General features: G+C 61.9%; 17 protein-coding genes and 2 pseudogenes. All 19 read left to right on the forward strand.

The window, feature by feature from the left end:
• Positions 1-47: 47 nt before the first annotated feature.
• Positions 48-1,526: a flavin monoamine oxidase family protein gene (locus OKW40_RS35080; RefSeq protein ID WP_429493632.1), complete on the forward strand. Its 1,479-nt coding sequence runs from the start codon at positions 48-50 to the stop codon at positions 1,524-1,526.
• On the forward strand, positions 1,527-2,207 hold the full coding sequence (locus OKW40_RS35085) for a c-type cytochrome (protein WP_429493634.1): 681 nt from the start codon (positions 1,527-1,529) through the stop codon (positions 2,205-2,207). It abuts the gene before it with no gap.
• 219 nt (positions 2,208-2,426) lie between these two features.
• Positions 2,427-3,560: a saccharopine dehydrogenase family protein gene (locus OKW40_RS35090; RefSeq protein WP_429493635.1), complete on the forward strand. Its 1,134-nt coding sequence runs from the start codon at positions 2,427-2,429 to the stop codon at positions 3,558-3,560.
• Positions 3,561-3,616: 56 nt separating this feature from the next.
• Positions 3,617-5,170 carry a class I adenylate-forming enzyme family protein gene (locus OKW40_RS35095; RefSeq protein WP_429493636.1) on the forward strand — a complete coding sequence of 518 codons (1,554 nt, stop codon included), beginning with the start codon at positions 3,617-3,619 and terminating at the stop codon, positions 5,168-5,170.
• 25 nt (positions 5,171-5,195) lie between these two features.
• Positions 5,196-6,437, forward strand: coding sequence for a thiolase family protein (locus tag OKW40_RS35100; RefSeq protein WP_429493638.1), 1,242 nt, complete (start codon positions 5,196-5,198; stop codon positions 6,435-6,437).
• 178 nt (positions 6,438-6,615) lie between these two features.
• Entirely contained in the window at positions 6,616-7,959 is a 1,344-nt protein-coding gene (locus tag OKW40_RS35105; RefSeq protein WP_429493993.1) for an NAD(P)/FAD-dependent oxidoreductase, read from the forward strand.
• Between the two features lie 380 nt (positions 7,960-8,339).
• Entirely contained in the window at positions 8,340-8,903 is a 564-nt protein-coding gene (locus OKW40_RS35110; protein WP_429354247.1) for a TetR/AcrR family transcriptional regulator, read from the forward strand.
• Between the two features lie 198 nt (positions 8,904-9,101).
• Positions 9,102-10,391 carry an acyl-CoA dehydrogenase family protein gene (locus OKW40_RS35115; RefSeq protein ID WP_429493639.1) on the forward strand — a complete coding sequence of 430 codons (1,290 nt, stop codon included), beginning with the start codon at positions 9,102-9,104 and terminating at the stop codon, positions 10,389-10,391.
• 34 nt (positions 10,392-10,425) lie between these two features.
• Positions 10,426-10,539, forward strand: a pseudogene (locus OKW40_RS35120) (electron transfer flavoprotein subunit alpha/FixB family protein); the annotation flags it as partial.
• Between the two features lie 297 nt (positions 10,540-10,836).
• Complete coding sequence (locus tag OKW40_RS35125) at positions 10,837-12,321, forward strand: FAD-dependent oxidoreductase (RefSeq protein ID WP_429493640.1); 1,485 nt, start codon at positions 10,837-10,839, stop codon at positions 12,319-12,321.
• A gap of 10 nt (positions 12,322-12,331) precedes the next feature.
• Entirely contained in the window at positions 12,332-12,988 is a 657-nt protein-coding gene (locus OKW40_RS35130) for a c-type cytochrome (protein ID WP_429493641.1), read from the forward strand.
• Between the two features lie 34 nt (positions 12,989-13,022).
• Positions 13,023-13,700 (forward strand): hypothetical protein, encoded by a 678-nt coding sequence (locus OKW40_RS35135; RefSeq protein ID WP_429493642.1) that lies wholly within the window; start codon positions 13,023-13,025, stop codon positions 13,698-13,700.
• Positions 13,701-14,516 (forward strand): hypothetical protein, encoded by an 816-nt coding sequence (locus tag OKW40_RS35140; RefSeq protein ID WP_429493643.1) that lies wholly within the window; start codon positions 13,701-13,703, stop codon positions 14,514-14,516.
• A gap of 70 nt (positions 14,517-14,586) precedes the next feature.
• A pseudogene (locus OKW40_RS35145) lies at positions 14,587-14,700 on the forward strand (AraC family transcriptional regulator); the annotation flags it as partial.
• 333 nt (positions 14,701-15,033) lie between these two features.
• Positions 15,034-16,836, forward strand: coding sequence for an acyl-CoA dehydrogenase (locus OKW40_RS35150; RefSeq protein WP_429493645.1), 1,803 nt, complete (start codon positions 15,034-15,036; stop codon positions 16,834-16,836).
• Complete coding sequence (locus OKW40_RS35155; RefSeq protein WP_429493646.1) at positions 16,836-18,524, forward strand: electron transfer flavoprotein-ubiquinone oxidoreductase; 1,689 nt, start codon at positions 16,836-16,838, stop codon at positions 18,522-18,524. The genes OKW40_RS35150 and OKW40_RS35155 overlap by 1 nt, the downstream gene beginning before the upstream one ends.
• 57 nt (positions 18,525-18,581) lie before the next feature.
• Positions 18,582-19,769 (forward strand): beta-ketothiolase BktB, encoded by a 1,188-nt coding sequence (gene bktB / locus OKW40_RS35160; protein ID WP_429493647.1) that lies wholly within the window; start codon positions 18,582-18,584, stop codon positions 19,767-19,769.
• Positions 19,770-19,802: 33 nt separating this feature from the next.
• On the forward strand, positions 19,803-20,654 hold the full coding sequence (locus OKW40_RS35165) for a 3-hydroxybutyryl-CoA dehydrogenase (protein ID WP_429493649.1): 852 nt from the start codon (positions 19,803-19,805) through the stop codon (positions 20,652-20,654).
• 163 nt (positions 20,655-20,817) lie between these two features.
• Positions 20,818-22,110: a citrate synthase gene (gene gltA / locus OKW40_RS35170; RefSeq protein ID WP_429493650.1), complete on the forward strand. Its 1,293-nt coding sequence runs from the start codon at positions 20,818-20,820 to the stop codon at positions 22,108-22,110.
• Positions 22,111-22,161 lie beyond the last annotated feature (51 nt).

A 22,161-nucleotide genomic window follows, 5' to 3' on the forward strand; every position in this document is an offset into this window, starting at 1 on the left:
GCGGAGAAGAAAGGGGAGAAACAATGAAACTGAATTGGGCATGAAAGATGGATCGGAAACGTAAGCCGGATACACAGACCCGGCGCCAGCTGCTACGCGTTACGGCGATGGGCGCGGCGTCACTCGCGGCCGGCGGCATGTCGCTGGCACAGGCCGCCGTAACGAAGCCCATGAACGGCGACATTCTGGACGTCGCGATCATCGGCGCGGGTCTCGCTGGATTGACCGCGGGCCGTGACCTCAAACTGGCCGGATGCGATTCGTTCGTCGTGCTCGAGGCACGCAACCGCGTCGGTGGACGCACCTATAACCACGACCTCGGACACGGCGTCGTTTCCGAAGCCGGAGGGCAGTGGATCGGTCCCGGCCAGACCGCGATCTTCGATCTGGCACGTCAACTCGAGATCGATACGTTTCCGAGCTGGTACACGGGTAAGACCGTCGTGATGGCGCAGGGCGCTACGGTGGCCCAGGATTTTCATGGCGGCACGGGGGGTGACGACACGATCGGCAACCGGCTTGCCCAACTGTCGCGCGGCGTGCCGTCCGGCGCGCCGTGGAAAGCACCGCATCTGGCGGAACTGGACAAGCTCTCTTACGGCGAGTGGCTCTTGCAGCAGGGCGTGAAATACGAGGACGGCTACTTTCTCGCGCTAGCCGCGAAGCTGACCACGGGCGGTGCGCCGGCGCAGCTGGGTCTGCTGCACTACTTATCGATGATCAACAGTGCAAGCTGCAACTACACGCAGCTCGAAGCGTTCAAGGGCGGCGCGCAGGAAACGCGCATCGTCGGCGGTTCGCAGCGTCTGAGCATCAAGATGGCCGAGCAACTCGGCGACAAGGTCAGGCTGTCCTCGCCCGTGCGCAAGGTCACCGGCTGGGATCGTGACGTCGTGGAGGTGCACACCGATCAGGGCGTGGTTAAGGCGCGTCGTGCGATCGTCGCGATGAATCCGGCCCTGTGCAATCAGGTTGTTTTCGATCCGCCGTTGCCCGGCGGGCGGGCGCAACTCCAGCAGAACTGGCCCACGAACGCCCCCATGCGCAAGACGGTCCACGTCTACGACAAACCGTTCTGGCGCGACGCCGGTTATTGCGGAACGATCTTTCAGGTCGGTGGCCCCGTCTTCATGGCGTACGACAACTCGCCTCCCGATGCATCGCTCGGCGTGATCGCCGCATTCGTCGCGCCCGGGATGTTGCCGGACGATTCCGCGATGGCCGAAAAGACGCTGTCGGCCACTTTTGCCAAGGCATTCGGCGACCGCGCGCTGCATCCGACGCAGTTCCACGACTACGACTGGGGCCGGGTCGATCCATGGACCCTGCATTGCATCAATCCCATGCCGCCGGGCTTCTGGGCCAGGTGGGGCAAGTATCTGCATCCCGAAGTGGGGCGCCTGATCTGGTCAGGGACCGAAACCGCCGACATCTGGGCCGGCGCGATGGACGGTGCCGTGCGTTCGGGCCACCGCGCTGCCTTGCAGGCGCTGGCCGGCTTCACTCGACGCGGCGAGGAGGCGTGAATGAAACGGGCATGGATCGTAAGCGCAGCCGTTGTGCTGGCAGGCGTCGCGGGCGTGGGAGCGCTCTACGGACGCGATTACCTCGACGGTATGCATTTCGAAAAGGCGATGAGCGAGATCGACAAGACGGCAGTGGCCAACGGTGGCCCATGGCCGCAACCGCAGGAGACCTGCTACTTCTGCCACGGTGCGCACGGGCAGTCCGTCAACGCCTGGTATCCGGCGCTGTCCGGACAGCCAGAAGCTTATCTCGTCGCCCAGTTGCACGCGTTTGCCGGCGACCTGCGACCTAACCCCCACATGGGGGCGATTGCGAGGGAGCTTACGGACGAGCAGATCAAGTCGTTGGCTGTCTATTTCGCGCGGCAGACGCCGGCCCAAAGCGAAGCGGTGCACGGCCAGGCGGCGCTCGAAAAGCGCGGGATGGCGCTCGTAGCGGCGAAAAGCTGTCAGGCCTGCCACGGGGCGTCGTTCATGGGCCGCAACCTGGTGCCACGACTGGCGGGCCAGGGCGAAGCCTATCTCGCGAAGCAGCTTGCTGCGTTCAAGACGGGCGAGCGTCGTGACCCGAGCGGCGCAATGAACGGGATGGCGGCCACGTTCTCTGGCGAAGACATCCAGGCGGTGGCCAGCTATCTGGCGAGCCTGACGCCGGCTGGCAGCGCCGCAGGCACGCAATAGCTGCCATGGCGTAACGGGCAGGAACAGTGGGGTGACAGGGGAATACCCCGTATTTCTTCAATTTCGTTAAGTTGTCAATGTGACCTAAGTTGGGTATTGTGTTCTATTAATGAGGCGTGCTTCATCGCAACACTGACTGACGGCGCTGTTTCAGCCGCCGGCGACATCCCCGCATTTGACAGACGCAACATTTAACCAATCACGTTTCAGGAGACAAGCATGGCAAAGCATCCCGTCGTCGTTTATGGCGCAAGTGGTTACACCGGCATGTTGATCATGGACTGGCTCATCGACCAGGACATTCCCTTTACGGCGGTCGCGCGTAACGCGAAGCGCACGCAGGACATGATGGCGCAGCGTGTCGTGCGCCTCGAATCGGCGAACTACGAAGTCATCGAAGCCGAGCACAACGTGGATTCGCTCGTGAATGCCTTTCGCGGTGCAAAGGTCGTGTGCAACACGGTCGGGCCGTTCTTCAATTTCGGCCTTACCGCCGTGGAAGCGGCGCTCAAGACAGGCTGCCATTACCTCGACACCACTGGCGAGCAGCACTATATCCGCCAGGTTCGCGAACAGTTCGGCGAGAAGTTCCGGCAGGCGGGGCTGCTGGTATCGCCCTCGAATGCCTACATGTACACGTTCGCGGAAATCGCCGCCGAACTGGCGCTTGAAACGCCCGGCATCGATGCGCTGGAGACCGCCACGCTCACGCGCGGCCCGCGCGGCGCCGGCGCCGGTGTGAGCGTGGGCTCCACTGCGACCATCTTCGAAGGCTATCGTCAGGAAGCATGCTATCTGTGGGAAAAGAAGCTGGTGCCGCATGACAGCCACGCTTCGTTCAACATCGCCTCTCCCGACTTCCTTCAGCCCGTGTTCGCCCTGCCGTGGGGCGGGACGTCGCTGCCGGTCTACTTCGAGCACGATCCGCGCGTGCGCAGCTGCGTTTCCTGCGTGGGCTTCTACGACAACAATGCGATGCAGATGGTGCACGCGCTCGGACAGAAGTGGGAAGCCGAGTACGCGAACTTGCCGCGCGAGCAGCAGGATGCGGTGCTCAAGCAACTCGTCGACTCGACCACGCCGGCCATGCCGCCGCGCGAACGCACGTCGCTTCATCGCACTGTCGACTTCGCGATCGGTCGCGGCCAGCTCTCGGCCGTACGCGCGACCGTGCACGGCATCACGCCGTACATCGCGACCGGGGCCATCCAGACGGCCGCGGCTATCAAGCTCCTCGACGGCGAGACCGCGAAGGTGGGCTTCGCCTCGGGTTCCAAGGCATTCGGGCATCGCTATCTGCTCGGCTTCCTCGAGCAGCGTGGGCTCGCGCGCGCGACCGTCGCTCAGCTGTAAGCGCCGCGAGCGCGCAGTTTCGGTACAGATTCAGGACAGACAGGGAAACACGGGATATGGCAATCATTGACTTCTTCGACCGCGGTTGGCGCATCAACCCCAACGGCATCGCCTACATCCAGGACGAGCGTAGCTATTCGTTCGATGAGGTGCACACGCTGTCGTGCCGCATCGCTAACGGCCTGCTCGCTGCCGGCTTCGAAAAGGAAGCGAAGGCAGCGGTCTGGGCCGACAACGACGTCACGGCATGGACCTGCACGCTGGCGCTGTGGCGTGCGGGTGTGGTGTGGATCCCGGTGAACGGGCGCAACGCGCCGCAGGAGAACCAGTACCTCCTCGACGCGTTCGATTGCGAAGCGCTGTTTTTCCACCAGGCGTTCGCACCGGCGATCGAAGCGCTGCGTCCCCGTCTGCCCATGGTCAGGCTCTGGGTCTGTATCGATGCCGATCTGCCGTGGGCGCCGTCGCTCGAGAAGTGGAGCGCGGCGCAACCTGCGACAGAGCCGCGCGTCGATTACGACATGGACGACATCGTGACCCTTTCGGCCACGGGTGGAACGACGGGTTTGCCGAAGGGTGTGATGAACACGCATCGCGCGTTTCAAACCTACTTCGCGCAGTTCATGATGGCGTTTCCGTATGGCGTGGAGCGTCCGGTGAATCTCGCCGCCGCGCCCATGACGCATACTGCGGGAATGCTCTCGCTGCCGTGCACCGCGCGCGGCGGCACGGTGGTCGTGTTGCCCAAGCCGGAGCCGGCGCTTCTTCTCGCGGCGATCGCGAAGCATCGGGTCACGGAGTTCTTCCTGCCGCCGACGGTCATCTATCGCCTGCTCGATATCCCCGGCATCGAGGACCAGGATTTTTCGTCGCTCAAGTGCTTCCTGTACGGCGCCGCGCCGATGTCGGTGGAGAAGCTCAGGCGCGCGATCGTGGTGTTCGGTCCGGTTATGGCGGGCGGCTACGGACAGACGGAAGCCCCCGCGTCCATCTCCTATCTCACGCCTGCCGAGCACTTCGTCGACGGCAAGCCTGCGCCGGACAGCCGGCTCTCGTCGGTCGGCAGGCCCAACCCGCTGATCCGCGTCGAAATCATGAACGATCGCGGCGAGATCCTGCCGCAGGGCGAGACCGGCGAAATCTGCGTGCGCGGCGACCTTGTCATGAAGGGCTACTACAAGGCGCCGGAGAAGACCGGGGAAACGATCATCGACGGCTGGCTGCACACGGGCGACGTCGGTCATCTGGATTCCGAAGGGTATCTGCACATCACCGACCGCAAGAAGGACATGATCATCAGCGGCGGCTTCAACGTGTATCCGAGCGAAGTCGAGCAGGTGATCTGGGCCCATCCGGCGGTGCAGGATTGCGCGGTGATCGGTGTGCCCGACGAAAAGTGGGGGGAGGCCGTGAAGGCGGTGGTGGAGCTCAACGCGGGTCAGAGCGTCAATGCCGAAGATCTCGTGGCGTTGTGCAAGGAGAAGCTCGGCTCGATCAAGGCACCGAAGACTGTGGACTTCGTCGCGGCACTGCCTCGCAGTACGGCCGGCAAGGTGCTGAAGAAGGATCTGCGCGAGCAGTACTGGCAGGGTCAAACCCGCCGGATCTGAGTCAGCAACGTTGAGATAAAACACCATGAGCGACATTTACATCGCCGGCATTGCAATGACCGTGTTCGGCCGGCACTTCGAGCGCAGCATCGACGATCTCGCGGGCGAAGCGCTACGCGGAGCATTGAAGGATGCGGGTTGCGATGCTGGGGCGATCGGCGCGGCTTTCTATGCCGGCATCACCAATGGGCCGCTGCAGGGCCAGCTGTCAATTCCGGGGCAGGTCGTGTTCAGCAAGATCGGGATTGAAGGCATTCCGGTCTACAACGTCGAAAACGCCTGCGCATCGGGCAGCACCGCGGTGCATCTCGCAGCGCAGGCACTTCGGTCGGGCGCCTGCGATGTGGCGCTCGCGCTCGGCGCGGAGAAAATGAACGTCGCGGACAAGGCGAAGTCATTCGCCCTGTTCGAGGCGGGCTGGGACGTGTCGCGCGTCGACGAAAACTTCGCCAGGCTGATGAAGCTCGGCGAAGGCATCGAGCCGCCGCCCGGATCGGAGTCCGATCGGCCCTATAGCCGCTTCATGTCGGTCTACGCCGCGCTGTGCCGGTATCACATGAAGACCTACGGCACCACGCAACGCCAGATCGCCGCCGTGTCGTCGAAGAACCATCTGCATTCGGTGCACAACCCGTATTCGCAGTTCCGCCAGCCGTTCACGATCGACGAAGTACTTGCGGCACCGCCGATCACGTATCCGATCACGCTGCCGATGTGCGCGCCGGTTACGGACGGTGCGGCAGCGGCGATCCTCTGCACCACGGAGGGGCTGCGGCGCATCGGCGCCGACCACAAGCGTTGCATCCGGATTGCGGCGAGCGTGATCCGCAGCTTCACGCACCGACGCGCCGACGAGCCGGAAAAGAACATCGGCCGCCTCGCCGCGCTGCAGGCCTATCAACAGGCAGGCCTCGGCCCCGAGGACATAGATGTCGCAGAAGTGCACGACGCGTCGGCAATGGGGGAAATCATCCAGGCTGAAAATCTGCAACTGGTCCCGATCGGCCAGGGCGGCCCCGCAGCCGAGCGCGGCGAGTTCACCCTCGGCGGGCGTATTCCAATCAACACATCCGGCGGCCTCGAATCGAAAGGCCATCCACTGGGTGCGACGGGAATCGCTCAGCTATACGAACTGGTGACTCAACTGCGCGGCGAAGCGGGCGCGCGTCAGGTATCCGGCGCGCGGCACGCAATTCAGGAAAACGGCGGCGGATTTCAGGGTATCGAAGAGGCGGCGCTCGCCGTCCACATTCTGAGCAAGACTTGAAGGAGCGCGCATGAGCGAGACAACGGAAACCCAGGCAGGACAGCAAGGCGACTCGCGCTCCGGAGTGAACCGCCGCACTTTCCTCAAGGGCGCGGCGGCAGTAGCCGTAGTGGTGCCGGCAGTGGCGGCCACGCAATGCGCGCGCGTCGAATCGGCTGGGCCAGTGGAGGAGGCCAAAATGACCGCTGACATGGAGAAGTACCGCGCGCTTGGCGGCTGGGTGGAAAGGCCGGGCGACATACAGCCGGAACTCGTGGGCGACACGAGTGCGGATGTGATCATCGTCGGCGCCGGGTTTGCCGGGCTGTCGGCTGCGCTGGAACTGGTCAGGCACGGAGCGAAAGTGATCGTGCTCGAGCGCGAGTTTGCCGGCTTTGGTGCAAGTGGACGCAACGCTGGCTATCTGGCCGGCGCACTCGCGCTCGAGTACGATCTTTTTCTCAAGGACATAGGCAACCAGAAAGGCAGGGAGATCGTTCGCTACTACGAGGAGGCAGTCCCCTTCGTGGAGGGAAAGCTCGAGGAGCACGAGATCGACTGCGACTATAACCAGACGGGCATTATCCGCGCGGGCATCGATCCCGCGCAGGAAGACAAGGTGCGCGAGGACATGCGAACCGGTGCCGAGCTGGGCTTTCAGTCGGAGTTTCTCGATCAGGCCGAGATGCGTGCGCGTGGCATTCCGCCTGCGTTCCTGTTTGGCAACTACGTGCCGCGCGGGGGCACGCTGCATCCCGGCAAGTACGTGATGGGGCTCAGGCGCGCGGCTCTGCGGGCAGGCGTGAAGATATACGAGAACACGCCGCTGCTGTCTTACATGGAAGGGCCGGTCATCATGGTGCAAACTCCGCGAGGCAGTGCGAGTGCCCCGACTCTGATGCTGGCCACCAACGCCTATACGCCGCAACTCGGCCTGCTTGCAGACAAGGTCGTGCCGTTACGGGTCTCGGCGATCGAGACCGAGCCGCTTTCCGACGCTCAGCGCAAGGCGTTGGGTTGGCTGCGACGCGAAGGCATCGTGACGGCGCACTGGACCATGGAAAGCCATCGCCTGACCGTCAACAACACGCTCGTGGTGACGACCAAGCGCCTCCGTTATCCATACGGCTCCAAAACACCGAACGTACCCGACTATGATTCGTATCGCGAGCTGCGCACGGCTCTGCATGACCGCTTCCCGACCCTCAAAGGCATCGCGCTGCGGGCATGCTGGAGCGGCTATATCAGCTTTGCCAATGACGCGCTGCCGGTCGTCGGGGCAACGGGCGCGCATCAGAACATTTTCTACAGCGCTGGGTGCTCCGGGCATGGCGTGGCCGCCCAGTCCATGGTGGGAAACATGATCGCCGGGCGGATTCGCGGCACCGAAAATCCGCTCCTTTCGGCGCTGGATCACAAGACGCCGTCGACTCTGCCCGAGCCGTTGCGATGGTGCGTCATGAATGGGGCGCTGGGCGTGGTGAACGTGCTCGACGACCGTGTGAACGGCAAGGCGCGTGCCGCGCAAGCGCAGCGGGCGTAATGCGATCAGCGCCACAGAATGCTTTCGGAGACCATGTCGCTCGAGGCCCCGATTGGGGCATTCGGAGAGTCGCTTGATGTTTGACTACTGCGAATTGAGGTGATATTGGGCGAGGACGAACGCTGCATCACGCGCCCGCCATGAGGATGGATGTTCAACCTGGTGTAAGGTATAGTCATGTTTACCTAGAGAACGGTTCGTGTGACCGCGTTGCTTCGCTTCGGCGAGGCGTCATACTTCACTCAGGACGGAAAGCGATGACAGTGCCAAAAGAACCCAGCACCCGTAAGCGGCGCCCGTCGAGCGCAGCACCTTCCACGGGAACCGCACCCGACGGACTGCGGGCCCAGGGCATACGTACGCGCAATGCCATTATTCGTGTGGCGAGGAAGCTCCTGCTCGAGAATGGTCCCATGGACTTCTCGCTGCGTGCCGTTGCGCTGAAAGCGGGAATCAGTGTCAGCAACCTCCAGTACTACTTCCCGACGCGGCCTGACGTCGTGCGGGCGGTGATGGCGCCGGTGATCGACACGTATCTCGATGTTCTGAAACAGGCGCTCCAGAACAATGCCTCGCCACGTGCGGCAATCGACGCCATTCTCGATCAGTCGTTGCGGGACGCGAAGGACTCGAAGAACATCCCGCTATGGTGGCATTTCTTTTCGTTTGCGTCTACAGACCCCGAGTGCGCACAGATGCGAGACGAATGGTACGACACCTTGACAAGCGAATTTGCCCAGCTCATTCGCGCCGTGAATCCGGAGCGTGGGGCGGCCGAGAGTGCACATATCGCCATGTTGCTCATTTCAATGGTGGACGGAATGACACTCCATCTGGGCACCGCGCGCAGCAAGCGCGCATATATGCGAGGGTTCGAAGCGAAATTTCTTCAGGTCGCCCATGAGATGGTGTGGGGGAAGACTGTCGACGCCAAGGCGGCTTAGGGCAGGTCACGCCAGTTCTGGCCCCGGCAGCCACAGCTGCCATGGCAGTGTAGAAAGAGGACAGGGGAATACCCTGTCTTTTTTTTTCAGCTAGTGTTTTGTATTGTTACCTATGTTTGTATTTGTGTTCTATAAGTGAAAGGACCGGGTTGTCGGGCAGTCCGGTCGACATGCGTCCAGGAGAGGAGGAGTACCGAAATGATTCGACTGCACAAGTCCGTAGGGTTGCCGCTGGCAGGATTGACCGGTTTCGAAACGCCGATGAGCGAGGAGGAGCGTGCGATCCAGGACACGGTTCACCGTTTCGCACGGGATGTACTGAAGCCCGTCGGCCGCGAACTCGACCGCATGACGCCGGAGGAAGTGATCGCGCCCGGTTCGCCTTACTGGGCCGCCATGATGGAAAGCGCGAAACTGGGCCTCGATCCGCAGCTTCTCACGCAGCTTCCCCCAGACATGGCGGTGCGCATCGAATCGCTGATCGGCGAAGAGCTCGGCTGGGGTGATGCTGGGCTTGCCGTTTCGATCGGCGTGGCGCCCGCTCCGTTGATGATGGCGCAGTCGGTTGGCAATCAGGAGCTGATCGACATGTGCACCGGCAAGATCGGCTGCTGGATGAACACCCAGCCCGACCGCGGCTCCGATGCCGCGATTCTCTACCGCGACGAGATCAGCGCGGGCGGCAAGCAGCCGGTCGGCAACCTCACGGCGAAGGTGGGCACGGACGAGATCGTCATCAACGGGCAGAGTTCGGCGTGGATCTCGAACGGCTCGGTCGCGCAGGTGGCTCTTGCGTATATGGCTGCAGACTACGGTGACGGCTTCTACGGTACCGGCGAACATGGCATGTTCACCAACGGCGTGGGCATGATCATTCCGCTCGATCTGCCGGGTATCTCGCGCGGCAGGCCGCTCGACAAGATTGGCCAGCGCTCGCTGCCGCAGGGCGAGATCTACTTCGACAACGTGAAGGTGCCCAAGCGTTTCGCCGTTGCATTGCAGGACGATTATCTCGGCAATCTGGCCTCGACCTGGTCGTTCGCCGGCACGCACATGTGCCAGGTGTTCGTGGGTGTGGCCCGCGCGGCGTTCGAACTGGCACTGGCGTATTGCCACGAACGTAAGCAGGGCGGGGCGCTGTTGATCGATCACCAGATGACGCAATTGCGCGTGGGCGAGATGCTACGTCGGCTGGAGATGGCGCGGGCCATTGCGCGACGCAGCCTCGCGTTCTCGCGCCTGTCTCCGAAGAGCCATCCCTACGCGACGGCCCAGGCCAAAGTCAGCGTGACCGAGGAAGCGATGAAGATCACGCACGAGGCCTTCCAGCTCTTCGGCGGCAATGGCACCACCCGCGAATTCCCGATCGAGAAACTGTTCCGCGATGTGCGGTCCGCACTGATCGAAGATGGAGAGAACTACCACCTCACGTTGCGCCTCGGCGTGCTGGCAGGAAAGCTCTACCAGGGCGGGTGGACGAAGGAGTAAAGATGTCGTCGACCCGATGTCGCGGCGTGGCGTCAAGGTAATCGTGGCGGTCAACAAGGACGGAGAAGCGCCCATCTTCAGCGTGGCTGATTACGGTCTCGTCGGCGACCTTTTCCAGGTGGTGCCGGAGTTGGTGTCGTTAATCTGAGCGCATAAAAGGCGGGATGTCGCGAGCAGGCTTCGAGATACAGGGGAATACTCTGTATTTTTTCTGTTTTGTTTGTGTGTATTATGACCTATCTTTGGTTGATTGTACTAACACAGATAAGCGGAGCAGCAGACTTCGCGGTTCCCAGCCAGGCGCCCGAATGAATGTGAAAGGATTCCGAATGATTCTGGCAGCAGGGTGTAGCGATCGGATATGGAGCCTGGAACCTGGCGCCTGAGCAGAGCGGCTTCGGTGAGCCGCAAGGAGCGGGAACCTTCATCACGAGACAGAGGCACTATGGCAAAAAAATCTTCCCCTGACGGCGCTGCAAACCTGCAGCGCAGGCAATGGCTCAAATATGCCAGTGCCTCGGCTGCCGTCGGCACGCTCGCAATGGGTGCCCGACAGTCGCATGCCGCGGTTACCAAGGCCGCGCAAGGCGCGGACGGCATTCTCGACGTCGCCATCATTGGAGCGGGGCTGGCCGGACTGACCGCCGCGCGAGACCTGCGTCAGGCGGGCTGCGAGTCCTTTCTGGTGCTGGAAGCCCGGGATCGTGTGGGGGGACGAACACTCAACTACAACATCCCCGGTGGCTTCGTTTCGGAAGTCGGCGGGCAATGGATGGGGCCCGGCCAGACCGCCGTCGCTGATCTCGCGCGTGAACTGGGCGTCGGGACGTTCCCAACCTACTACGACGGCAATACGGTCATTCTGGGCGGTGCGGGGCGTGTGACAGTCGATCTGAAGGGCACGTTCGGCACCGACGAGGCGGTCGGAGCAAGGCTCGGCAGGCTGTCACGCGACGTACCTTGTGGTGCGCCGTGGACGTCCTCGAAGGTCGGCGAGCTGGACAAGCTCTCGGTCGGCGATTGGCTGGCGAGGCAGGACATCAAGCCTGAAGACCAGGTGGCATGGAATGCCAGCAGCATTCTTTCGGGCGGCGCGGCGCCGGCGAAGATGGGGTTGCTGCATTTCCTTTCGATGATCAATTCGGCGGATTGCGATTATTCGCAGCTCGACAGCATCAAGCACAGCGCCCAGGAAACCCGCTTCGTCGGCGGCTCGCAAATCCTCAGCATCAAGATGGCCGGGCAACTGGGCGACAAGGTGCGACTGTCTACGCCGGTTCGCCAGATTTCCGGATGGGACGGCGACGTTGTCACCCTGCATACCGACCATGGAGAAGTGCGGGCACGGACCGTCGTCGTGGCCATCCATCCGGCTTTGTGTCATCAGGTGCAGTTCGATCCGCCTCTGCCCGACAAGCGCGCGGCCTTGCAGCGCGCATGGCCCGCGCATTCCCCTGCACGGAAGACGGCCATGGTCTATCGCCGCCCGTTCTGGCGCGACAAGGGCATGAACGGCAGCATCTTCCAGGCCAATGGCCCCATCCTCTGGGCCTTCGACAACTCCCCGCCCGCTGGGGAGATCGGGGTGATCAACGCGTTCGTCGAGAATGGGATGGTCCCCTCGGAGCGGGACGCGGCAATGGCCATGCACAAGCAACTCTACGCGCAGGCATGGGGCGACGATGCGCTGTCTCCCATCGCCTACCACGATCAGGACTGGAGCCGGGTCGATCCCTGGACCATTACCTGTATTTCCGCCATTCCGCCGGGCTTCTGGAGCGCCCACGGAGAAGCGCTGCACCCGTCGTGCGGCAAGCTGATCTGGTCGGGGACGGAGACGGCGAATATCTGGGCCGGCTACATGGATGGCGCCGTGCGCTCCGGTCATCATGGCGCGCTTCAGGCACTGAATGCCCTGCGTCGGGCGTAAGAGGGCAGCGATGAAAAAATACCTATTGATAGGCATTCCTCTGGTTATCGTCCTGCTGCTGGCCGTTTTCGGTTCTGATCTGCTAGGTCTCTACAGGCTTCAGGGCTATATCACTACTTCGACAGCAGCCTATCTCGCCGACGGCGGCCCCTGGCCGCACGTGACCGACACCTGCACTGTGTGTCACGGCGTCAAGGGCAATTCGCTTCATCAGGGCTATCCGAGCCTGGCGGGCCAACCGGCCCCCTACCTGGAAACCCAACTCCACAATTTCGCCAGTGAGGCGCGGCGCAATCCGAACATGGGACCTCTCGCGATGACGATGAGCGATCCGCAGATCAAATCCCTCGCTGAGTATTTCGCCGGTGCGACCCCTGTCGCGAATCGCTACTTCAAGCCGGATCAGCAACTGCGCGAGAAGGGACAGCACCTGGTGGCTGCGGGCAACTGTGTCGCATGTCACGGTTCCCAATTGATGGGCCACGAGCAGTTTCCGCGTTTGGCTGGTCAGGGATATGACTATCTGCTCGCGCAGTTCGACGAGTTCGCTTCCGGCACCCGAAGCGAACCCACCGGCGTAATGAAAAGCCTGTCGCAAGGCTTTTCACCGGAAGACCGCAAGGCTATCGCGAGCTATCTGGCAAGCCTCGATCCGAAGAAAAATTGACCAATCAGATGCAACCTGAGTTGGGAGTTTAGTCATGGACCTCAGATCTTTAGTTCTTATGCTCTCTAGTGCTTTGCTGGCATTGAGCTCATTTTTCTACGGCTGGAAGATCGTTAAGAAACGAAACTATCTTCTCGGGCTGGAGATGTGGATTGTCGGTATCTCCGCGACGAACGCCATCGGATTCTTTGCCACTGGCAATGCAGTTTCCTATGAGGTAGCGCACTTCTTCGATGCGTTCTCTCGCGGATTCGGCATGCCCATCATCGCCGTCGCGGGCATGATGGCGATTACGCATGGCTACAAGCCGTCAATTCGCCAGGACGTCGCGGCATTCGTCGCCTCGTTTGCGCTCACATTCGTCCTTGTGGGAGCGGATTTCATCGCTGGCGTTTTGCCCTATTACTATCTGGCGATGTGGATCTGGCTGTCGATCTATCTCGCTTATTTCATCGTGCGATTGCTGAACGTCGGCGCGATGCTTGAGGCGCTGGGCGTGGCAGTGGCGCTGGTGACGTCGCTCGCGATTGCCGGCATCTACGATTTCTACAAGATTCCTGGTGAGGAAACCAACGTCGTGCTCAATTTTTACACGCTTGCGCTGTGCACGTGGGCCTACTTCATGCCGGCGATCTATTACGGCTACTGCGCCCTTGAGCGTGTTCGAAGCGGGAGCGTGGCTTCGAGGAACGCTACTCCCTACTGCAATTGAATGAAGAACGTTGCTGTTGCCGCGGTCCGCGACAACCGGGAGTTATGCGCGGGCGGCGCTGAAGGTTTTATCCTGGAGACTATGATGAATCAGACCTCGCGCAAGGTAATGCGCTTTACGGCTTGGAGTGCCATCATCGGCGGCATTCTGGCGTACGCGAATGTTGGATTGTCTGTCGCGGTGACGGGCCCGGATGCGGACATGGTGCTGCATGGTGTATCGATGCTGGCATTGCCACCGGATATCCGCGAACTGTTCCGCTGGTGCATGGTTGCCGACACGCTTGGCTTCTACCTGCCGTTCCTCGTCATCGGCGGATACTTCGTGCACGTATTTCGTGAGGAGTTGGGCGCGCTCGGCAACATGGTGGCAATGGCAGTCGTGCTGTATGTCATGGTGGGCGTGACAGGCGCAGTTATGCAGTTTGCAATCCTTCACCCGCTGGCACATCTGTATGCGGGCGGGAACGATGCCACGAGAGGCGCAGCGGCGGCAGTATGGACAGCGATAGCCAATGGGACGCAAAACGGGCTCTGGTGGATCGAAGGCCCCCTCGTGCTTTTCTGGACGTTGATTGCGGCCAAACTGCTCAAGAACGCGGGCTGGAAGGGAGCGATTCTGTTGAAGATCGTCGGCTGGGCTTTCGGCTTGTTTTTCGTGTTCGGCTTTTTTCCGGATCTCGACGCGCTTTCGAATGCCAGTGAAATGGTCGTCGTGCTGGTTCTGCCGCTGTGGATGTTGTTGTTCGGCTGGCAGTTGCTCCGCCGCGCACGGACGTTACCGGCACGCTTGCATGGCGTTGGCGCAACCACTTAAGGCATTGCTCGGGTTTGCTCCGCTTGTCCTCTCGGCGTGGGGTGAGTTCGGTCTGCAATCGGCCGAGGTCCTTGGTCAGGAACTGATGCTGAAACTCGCGCACGGCGTGGCGTCCTGGCTCGTCGGCCAGAAGATTCCGCTGCTGCAAGTCCGCTTTGCGTTTCCGCGTCCACCGCATGATATCGGCTTCGATGATCCGACCGCCTTCCAGCGGGCCTTTCGGCACTGGACGGGCAGCACACCTGGCGCGTACCGCCGCGGCACCTGATTCCATTGACAACACCGGGCCTGCACGAGGGGCCGGTGTTGTCGCGCATCGGCCGTGAAAAACGCGCCGCGCCACGGCTACACGACCGGATTGCTCGTATTCCGTGGCCGACTTTGTCAATAGATGGTCCGGTTCGGTCAGCCGGATTCGCCATGTTCGAGGCTACGATGTCCGTCAATCGTTGCCGTGCAGGACCTGGCGTTCCAGTGTCATGGCACCCCTTAAATTCCACCATTGGGAAGACACAGGATGAGCTATTCCGCGCCCGTCAAGGACATGCTGTTCGCCATGAATGAACTTGCAGGTCTCGAACACGTGTCGACGCTGCCCGGCTTCGAGGACGCGACAGTTGAAACTGCGCAGGCAGTCCTCGAAGAAGCCGCCCGCTTTAATGCGGACGTGCTGGCGCCACTGAATGTCGAAGGAGACAGGAACCCGAGCAGCTGGACGGATGGGGCGGTCACCGCCTCGCCAGGCTTCAAGGAAGCATTTCAGCAGTTCGCCGAGGGCGGCTGGCAGGGTGTCGTTCACCCCATCGAATATGGCGGCCAAGGGTTGCCGAAACTGCTTGCCACACCGTGCATCGAAATGCTGAATGCCGCGAACCTGTCGCTTGCGCTGTGTCCGTTGTTGACCGACGGCGCGATCGAGGCGCTATTGACCGCGGGCAGCGAGGAGCAGAAGCAACGCTACGTGCCGAAGCTGATCTCTGGCGAGTGGACCGGTACGATGAACCTCACTGAACCGCAGGCCGGTTCCGATCTCGCGCTCGTGCGCACACGCGCTGAACCCTGCAACGACGGCACATACCGCATTTTCGGAACGAAGATCTTCATCACCTGGGGCGAGCACGATATGGCGGGGAACATCGTGCACCTTGTGCTCGCGCGGATACCGGACGCGCCGCAAGGTGTGAGGGGTATTTCGCTCTTTATCGTCCCGAAGTTCATGATCAACGACGACGGCACGCTTGGCGCGCGCAACGACGTGCAGTGTGTGTCGATCGAACACAAGCTGGGCATCAAGGCGAGCCCCACGGCGGTGTTGCAATTTGGTGATCACGGAGGCGCAATCGGTTACCTGATCGGCGAGGCCAACCGCGGGCTCGAGTACATGTTCATCATGATGAACGCGGCGCGCTTCGGTGTCGGCGTGCAGGGCATCGCTGTTGCCGATCGCGCGTACCAGAAAGCCGTTGCCTATGCGAAGGAGCGCGTGCAGAGCCGGCCGGTTGACGGTTCGGCTAAACAGTCAGTGGCGATTATTCAGCATCCCGACGTGCGCCGCATGCTCGCGACGATGCGCGCGTTGACGGAAGGAGCCCGTGCGCTCGCCTACGTCGCTGCTGCCCACAGCGACATCGCGCATCGTCACGCCGACGAGCCGGTGCGAGCCGACCATCAGGCGATCTACGAATATCTGGTGCCAGTCGTGAAGGGTTGGAGTACGGAGCTGTCGATCGACGTCGCGAGCCTGGGCGTACAGGTGCATGGCGGGATGGGTTTCATCGAAGAGACTGGCGCCGCGCAGTACTACCGCGACGCACGCATTCTGACGATCTACGAAGGTACGACCGCGATCCAGGCGAACGACCTGGTCGGACGCAAGACGCTCCGCGACGGCGGCGCGGTCGCCAAGGTGTTGATTGAGCAGATTGACGAAACGCTTGCGGCGTTGTGGGAGCATGCCTCGTACGAGTCCAGCCCAGCGTTCCAGGTGCTTTACCGTCATCTTGCGGCGGGTCGCGCTGCGCTGGCGAACGTCGTCGAGTTTGTGCTCGCCCGAGCCCAGCAGGAACCGAACGTGGTGTTTGCCGGCAGTGTGTCGTATCTGAGGCTGGCCGGCATCGTGCTGGCTGGCTGGCAGTTCGCCCGGGCGCTACTGGTGGCCACGGAGAAGCGCAGCGACGATCCGTCGTTCTACGACGCGAAGATCGCGACGGCACACTGTTTCGCGACGCAGGTCCTGCCGCAGGCACTCGCGTTGGAAGCGGCCATCGTCGGCGCGCAGGATGACGTGGGCGTGCTGGCGCTGACGGAAGACCAGTTCTGATGCAAGGGGGGATCATGACTGAAGCTCGCCTCATCGAGCAATACGGTCCACGCGAGTCGATGGAATACGACGTCGTGATCGTCGGCGGCGGCCCGGCTGGGCTGTCCGCGGCGATCCGGCTGAAGCAGTTGGCCGCGGAGAAGGGCGTCGAGCTTGGCGTGTGCGTACTGGAAAAAGGCTCGGAGATCGGGGCGCATATCCTCTCGGGCGCGGTGATGGACCCGCGTGCGATCACCGAACTGATTCCCGACTGGAAGGAAAAAGGCGCGCCGCTGACGGTCGACGTGACCGAAGACCGCTTCCTGTTCCTGACGGAAACCGGTTCGAAGAGCGTGCCGACCTGGGCGCTGCCGGACAATTTCAAGAACCACGGCAACTACGTGATCAGCCTCGCGAACGTGACGCGCTGGCTGGGTCAGCAGGCCGAGGCGCTCGGCGTCGAGATATTCCCGGGCTTTCCGGCTGCCGAGATTCTGTACAACGACGATGGTTCGGTCAAAGGCGTCGCGACCGGCAATCTGGGCATCGGCAAGGACGGCGAACCGACCGGGAACTTCCAGCTCGGCATGGAACTGCACGCGAAATACACGCTGTTCTGCGAAGGCGCGCGCGGGCATCTCGGCCGTCAACTGAATGACAAATTCAGGCTGCGCGAAGGCGCCGATCCGCAGGTCTACGGCATCGGCATCAAGGAACTGTGGGAAATCGATCCGTCGAAGCACAAGCCGGGTCTGGTGATGCACACGGCCGGCTGGCCGCTCGAAAACGACACGTATGGCGGCTCGTTCCTCTATCACATGGACAACAACCAGGTGGTGGTCGGTTTTGTGGTCGGCCTCGGCTATTCGAATCCGTATCTGTCGCCGTTCGAGGAATTCCAGCGCTACAAGACCCATCCGGCGATCCGCGCGATTCTCGAAGGCGGCAAGCGCGTGTCCTACGGCGCGCGCGCGATCACCGCGGGCGGCCTGATGTCGTTGCCGAAGCTGGTGTTCCCGGGCGGTGCACTGGTCGGCGACGACGCGGGCTTCCTGAACGCGTCGCGCATCAAGGGGTCGCACGCCGCGATCAAGACCGGCATGCTGGCGGCTGAGGCTGCTTTTGAAGCCGTGCAGGCAGGCCGCACCAGCGATGAACTGACGGCCTATCCGGAGTCGTTCAAGACCTCGTGGCTTCACACGGAATTGCATCGTGCGCGCAACTTCAAGCAGTGGATGAGCAAGGGCCTGTACCTCGGCACGCTGATGGTCGGCATCGAGCAGAAGCTGCTCGGCGGCAACGTGCCGTGGACGCTGCATCACCAGCATTCCGATCACGAGATGCTGAAGCCGGCTTCGCAGTGCAAGCCGATCACGTATCCGAAGCCAGATGGCAAGCTGACCTTCGACCGATTGTCTTCCGTGTTCATTTCGAACACCAACCACGAAGAGAATCAGCCGGCTCACCTGACGCTGAAAGACCCTTCAGTGCCGGTGAATGTGAACTGGCAGACCTATGCCGGCCCCGAGTCACGCTACTGCCCGGCTGCCGTCTACGAGTTCGTCAGGAACGACGACGGCAGCGAACGCCTCGTGATCAACGCGCAGAACTGCGTGCACTGCAAGACCTGCGATATCAAGGACCCGACGCAGAACATCGTGTGGGTGACGCCTGAAGGCGGCGGCGGTCCGAATTATCCGAATATGTGATCGGCAGACAGCGCTTCGTTTCAAGAAGGGCACAGCAACCAATTCAAGGAGCAACTGATGCAGAGGGAAGTCGTTGTTGTCAGTGGTGTCCGCACGGCCGTCGGGAAATTCGGCGGCAGTCTGAAGGATCTGCCACCGACTGAGCTCGGCGCGATCGTCGTGCGCGAGGTGCTGGCGCGCGCGCAGCTCGCAGGCGACCAGGTCGGCCACGTCGTGTTCGGAAACGTGATCGCGACCGAGCCCAAAGACCTCTATCTGGCGCGGGTCGCCGCGCTTAACGGCGGCGTCTCCGAAGCGACGCCGGCCTTTACCGTCAACCGGCTTTGCGGGTCGGGCCTGCAGGCGGTCGTCTCTGCTGCGCAAACCATTCTGCTCGGCGACGCGGATGTAGCGATCGGCGGCGGTGCGGAGAACATGAGCCGCGCCCCGTATGTGACGCCCGATGCGCGCTTCGGTGCGCGCATGGGCGACGCCCGCCTGATCGACATGATGCTCGGCGCGCTGAACGATCCATTCCATGCGGTGCCGATGGGGGTTACCGCGGAGAACGTCGCGCAGAAGTACGGCATCACGCGTGACCAGCAAGACGCACTGGCGCTGGAATCGCACCGCCGGGCCACCCGCGCGATCGCCGAGGGACGCTTCAAGGAACAGATCCTCCCGATAACGCGGAAAGTCAAAGGCAAGGAGGTCGTGTTCGATACCGACGAGCATGTGCGTCAGGACGTCGATCTGGCGGAACTCACCGGGCTGCGCCCGGTGTTCCAGAAAGAGCGCGGCACGGTGACGGCTGGCAACGCCTCCGGGATCAACGATGCGGCGGCAGCGGTCCTGATGATGGAGCGCAAGGAGGCTGAAGCGCTCGGACGCAAACCGATGGCACGCCTCGTGTCGTACGCGCATGCGGGAGTCGATCCGCGTTATATGGGCATCGGCCCGGTGCCTGCCACGCGCATCGCGCTGGCGCGGGCCGGCCTCACTATCGGTGATCTTGATGTCATCGAGGCGAACGAGGCGTTTGCCGCGCAGGCGTGTGCGGTGGCGCAGGAGTTGCAGCTCGATGCAGCTAAAGTCAATCCGAACGGCTCGGGCATCTCGCTCGGCCATCCGATCGGCGCGACAGGCGCGCTGATCACGGTCAAGGCGCTTTACGAACTGCAGCGCATCCGTGGGCGCTATGCGCTCGTGACGATGTGCATCGGCGGCGGCCAGGGCATCGCGGCCATCTTCGAGAACCTTCAGTGAGCGGCACACGAGAACTTGCAGGAGACGACAGATATGGCGATTGAAACGGTAGGAATCGTCGGCGCGGGCACCATGGGCAATGGCATTGCCCAGACTGCCGCGGTGTCCGGACTGAAGGTCATGATGATCGATCTTGCCGAGGCGGCGTTGGTGAAGGGAATGGCGACGCTTACGTCCAGCCTCGAGCGGCTCGTCGCGAAAGAAAAAATCGATGCAGCCACGCGCGACGCGGCGCTCGCCCGCATCGAGACCTCGACCGACTATCAGCGCCTTGCGAACGTCGATCTCGTGATCGAGGCCGCCACGGAAAGCACCGAACTGAAGGTGCGCATCCTGAAACAGATCGAAGCCTCAGCTCGTGCCGACTCGATCATCGCATCGAACACCTCGTCGATCTCCATCACGGCGCTTGCATCTACGCTGTCAGATGCTTCCCGCTTCGTTGGTATGCATTTCTTTAACCCGGTACCGCTGATGCCGCTGGTGGAGATCATCCGTGGCTTGCAGACGAACGATGCCACTGTGCAGGCGATCCGCGAACTGACGACGCGGTTTGGCAAGTCGCCGATCTGCGTCAAGAACGCCCCAGGTTTTGTGGTCAACCGGATTCTGGTGCCGATGATCAACGAAGCGTTCTTCGTGCTTGCAGAGGGCGTTGCCACGGCGGAAGAGATCGACGCCGGCATGTGTCTTGGCGCGAACCACCCAATCGGCCCGCTAGCTCTCGCAGACCTCGTGGGGCTCGATGTCTGCCTGTCCGTGCTAGATGTATTCGCGAAGGATTTCGGTGACCCGAAGTACCGCGCGTGCCCGCTGCTGCGCGAATTCGTGGCCGCCGGCCGGCTTGGTCGAAAGACCGGACAAGGTGTCTACGGCTACGACTGAGCAGCGTGTCGACGAGCGAACTGCAGTTATTGCGGGCCGCCAGCCTCGCGGGCTGCGCGATATGTGGCGGGGTTGTCGAAGAGGACCCGGCCGTGGCTTGTAGTTTTCGATCGTCCGACAGGTACTGGAACTCGACTTTATTATTTTGGAAAACCAGATAGATATGGAACACTCAGCGATCAAGGCGACGTTGTCCTTCAGTGACGAGTCGCCGAGCGTCGAAATGCCGATTTACAAGGGCACGATTGGCCCGGATGTGATCGACATTCGCAAACTGTACGGCCAGACCGGCAAATTCACGTACGACCCGGGCTTCATGTCGACGGCGGCGTGCAATTCGGCGATTACCTACATCGACGGCGACAAGGGCGAACTGCTCTACCGCGGCTACCCGATCGACAACCTCGCGCAAAACGCCGACTTCCTCGAAACCTGCTACCTGCTGCTGAACGGCGAGCTGCCGAACGAGAAGCAGAAGGTCGAATTCGTGAAGACGGTCACGAACCACACAATGGTGCATGAGCAGATGCACTTCTTCTTCCGTGGTTTCCGTCGTGACGCGCACCCGATGGCAATTCTGGTCGCCGCAGTCGGCGCGCTGTCGGCGTTCTATCACGACTCGCTCGACATCAGCAATCCGCGCCACCGCGAAGTGTCGGCCATTCGCATGATCGCGAAGCTGCCGACGCTGGTCGCCATGGCGTACAAGTACAGCATCGGCCAGCCGTTCGCGTATCCGAAGAACGACCTCTCGTACAGCGCGAACTTCATGCGCATGATGTTCTCGAACCCGTGCGAAGAGTACGAGGTCAACGACGTGCTGGTGCGCGCGCTCGACCGCATTCTGATCCTGCACGCGGACCACGAGCAGAACGCGTCGACGTCGACCGTGCGGCTCGCCGGTTCGTCGGGCGCGAATCCGTTCGCGTGTATCGCGGCGGGTATCGCGTGTCTGTGGGGCCCGGCACACGGCGGCGCGAACGAAGCCGCGCTGACCATGCTGGAAGAAATCGGCTCGGTCGACAACATTCCTGAGTTCATCAAGCAGGTGAAGGACAAGAACTCGAGCGTGAAGCTGATGGGCTTCGGCCACCGCGTGTACAAGAACTACGACCCGCGCGCGAAGCTGATGCGCGAGACCTGCTACGAAGTGCTCGAAGAGCTGGGCCTGCACGACGACCCGCTGTTCAAGCTCGCCATGGCACTGGAAAAGATTGCGCTGGAAGACGAATACTTCGTGTCGCGCAAGCTGTACCCGAACGTCGACTTCTACTCGGGCATCGTGCAACGTGCACTGGGCATCCCGACGTCGATGTTCACCTGTATCTTCGCGATGGCACGTACGGTCGGCTGGATTGCGCAGTGGAACGAAATGATCGCCGATCCGGAACAGAAGATTGGTCGTCCACGTCAGTTGTTCGTCGGAAACGGTGCTCGCAGAGTAGCTGATCGCTAGTTCGTATGCGGACATTGTCAACTTGTCCCTGTGATGCGGATTTGCCGTCTC

This window comes from Paraburkholderia sp. RAU6.4a (genome assembly GCF_050435625.1).
Taxonomy (GTDB): domain Bacteria; phylum Pseudomonadota; class Gammaproteobacteria; order Burkholderiales; family Burkholderiaceae; genus Paraburkholderia; species Paraburkholderia tuberum.

Bases quoted from the DNA above. Each gene is read 5' to 3' on its own strand.
- OKW40_RS35080 (WP_429493632.1), top strand. From the start codon at position 48: ATGGATCGGAAACGTAAGCCGGATACACAGACCCGGCGCCAGCTGCTA.
- OKW40_RS35085 (WP_429493634.1), top strand. From the start codon at position 1,527: ATGAAACGGGCATGGATCGTAAGCGCAGCCGTTGTGCTGGCAGGCGTC.
- OKW40_RS35090 (WP_429493635.1), top strand. From the start codon at position 2,427: ATGGCAAAGCATCCCGTCGTCGTTTATGGCGCAAGTGGTTACACCGGC.
- OKW40_RS35095 (WP_429493636.1), top strand. From the start codon at position 3,617: ATGGCAATCATTGACTTCTTCGACCGCGGTTGGCGCATCAACCCCAAC.
- OKW40_RS35100 (WP_429493638.1), top strand. From the start codon at position 5,196: ATGAGCGACATTTACATCGCCGGCATTGCAATGACCGTGTTCGGCCGG.
- OKW40_RS35105 (WP_429493993.1), top strand. From the start codon at position 6,616: ATGACCGCTGACATGGAGAAGTACCGCGCGCTTGGCGGCTGGGTGGAA.
- OKW40_RS35115 (WP_429493639.1), top strand. From the start codon at position 9,102: ATGATTCGACTGCACAAGTCCGTAGGGTTGCCGCTGGCAGGATTGACC.
- OKW40_RS35125 (WP_429493640.1), top strand. From the start codon at position 10,837: ATGGCAAAAAAATCTTCCCCTGACGGCGCTGCAAACCTGCAGCGCAGG.
- OKW40_RS35130 (WP_429493641.1), top strand. From the start codon at position 12,332: ATGAAAAAATACCTATTGATAGGCATTCCTCTGGTTATCGTCCTGCTG.
- OKW40_RS35135 (WP_429493642.1), top strand. From the start codon at position 13,023: ATGGACCTCAGATCTTTAGTTCTTATGCTCTCTAGTGCTTTGCTGGCA.
- OKW40_RS35140 (WP_429493643.1), top strand. From the start codon at position 13,701: ATGAAGAACGTTGCTGTTGCCGCGGTCCGCGACAACCGGGAGTTATGC.
- OKW40_RS35150 (WP_429493645.1), top strand. From the start codon at position 15,034: ATGAGCTATTCCGCGCCCGTCAAGGACATGCTGTTCGCCATGAATGAA.
- OKW40_RS35155 (WP_429493646.1), top strand. From the start codon at position 16,836: ATGCAAGGGGGGATCATGACTGAAGCTCGCCTCATCGAGCAATACGGT.
- bktB (WP_429493647.1), top strand. From the start codon at position 18,582: ATGCAGAGGGAAGTCGTTGTTGTCAGTGGTGTCCGCACGGCCGTCGGG.
- OKW40_RS35165 (WP_429493649.1), top strand. From the start codon at position 19,803: ATGGCGATTGAAACGGTAGGAATCGTCGGCGCGGGCACCATGGGCAAT.
- gltA (WP_429493650.1), top strand. From the start codon at position 20,818: ATGGAACACTCAGCGATCAAGGCGACGTTGTCCTTCAGTGACGAGTCG.